The following is a 1,204-nucleotide window of genomic DNA, read 5'->3' as shown; positions in this document are numbered from 1 at the left end:
TGGCGAGATTGGCAGCGCGGCGTATGCGCGCAGCGGCCTGCTGTCGCATACGGATGCGGAAGGCCTGGCACTGCTCGACCATGTGCTGCGCGGCGGACAGGATAGCGTGGTGCTGCCGGCGGTCGTCGATCCGCAGGCCTGGCAGCCGCGGACGCTGCTGCAGCACCAGCGGGCCGCCGCTCCCGTTCCTGTCTCGGCGGCACCGGCCGGCCCGGCGCGCGCGACGGCGGCGCAGGCGCCGCTGCTGGAGCAGGTGCAGGCCTGGCTGATCGTGCTGCTGGCCGAGACGCTGAAGATGGATGCGGCGCTGATCGATGCGGACAATACCTTCCTCGAGTACGGCGCCGATTCGGTGCTGCTGCTGCAGCTGGTGCGGCAGGTGGCGCAGCGCGCCGGCAGCGAACTCGATCCGTCGATCCTGTTCGAGTATCCGACCATTGCCAGTTTCGCCAAGTGGCTGTGCGGCGCCTATCCGCAGATCCTGCCGGAAAGTGTGCCGGGCTCCAGCGCAGCGGCATTGGCGGCATTTCCGGCACCGCTGCAGGTGCCGGCAGCCGCGCCGGCCGCCCTGGCGCACGCAGCGCCACAGGATATTGCCGTGGTGGGACTGTCTTGCCGCTTTCCCGGCGCGCCGGACCTGGCGCAATTCTGGACGCTGCTGGCCGAGGGGCATTCGGCGATCGCGCCCGTGCCGGCGCAACGCTGGGGCTACGACAGCGGCCACCATGCGGGACTGCTCGCCAGCATCAGCCATTTCGACCCGGCGTTCTTCCTGACGTCTGCCGAGGATGCGCGCGCCATGGACCCACAGGCCTTGCTGCTGCTGGAAGAGACTTTGAATCTGTTCTGCCATGCCGGCTACGGTCTCGATGAAATCAAAGGCGGCGCCGTGGGCGTGTATGTGGGCGCGCGCAGCCAGCACCGGGCGAGTGACGAAGCGTTCAGCAAGGCGACCAATCCCGTGATGACGATCGGCCAGAACTACCTGGCGGCGAACGTCTCGCAGTTCTTTGACCTGCGGGGGCCCAGCCTGGTGCTCGACAGCGCCTGTTCGTCGGCCCTGGTGGGCATGAACACGGCCATCCAGGCACTGCGCGCGGGCGATATCACCTCGGCCGTGGTGGGCGGCGTCAGCCTGCTCAATACGGACGGTCCGCTGCAGGTGTTCGAACAGCGCGACATTCTGAGCCGCGAATTCCATATT

Annotated in this window: 1 protein-coding gene; it reads left to right on the top strand. The window is 68.0% G+C overall.

What is annotated here, in order from left to right:
• A partial coding sequence (locus ACZ92H_RS29370; protein WP_465051965.1) for a beta-ketoacyl synthase N-terminal-like domain-containing protein occupies positions 1–1,204 on the top strand: 1,204 nt, incomplete at both ends.

It is taken from the genome of Janthinobacterium foliorum (assembly GCF_978021625.1).
Note: the sequence above shows the minus strand (reverse complement) of the source record. Positions and strands in the feature narration are given on the sequence as shown.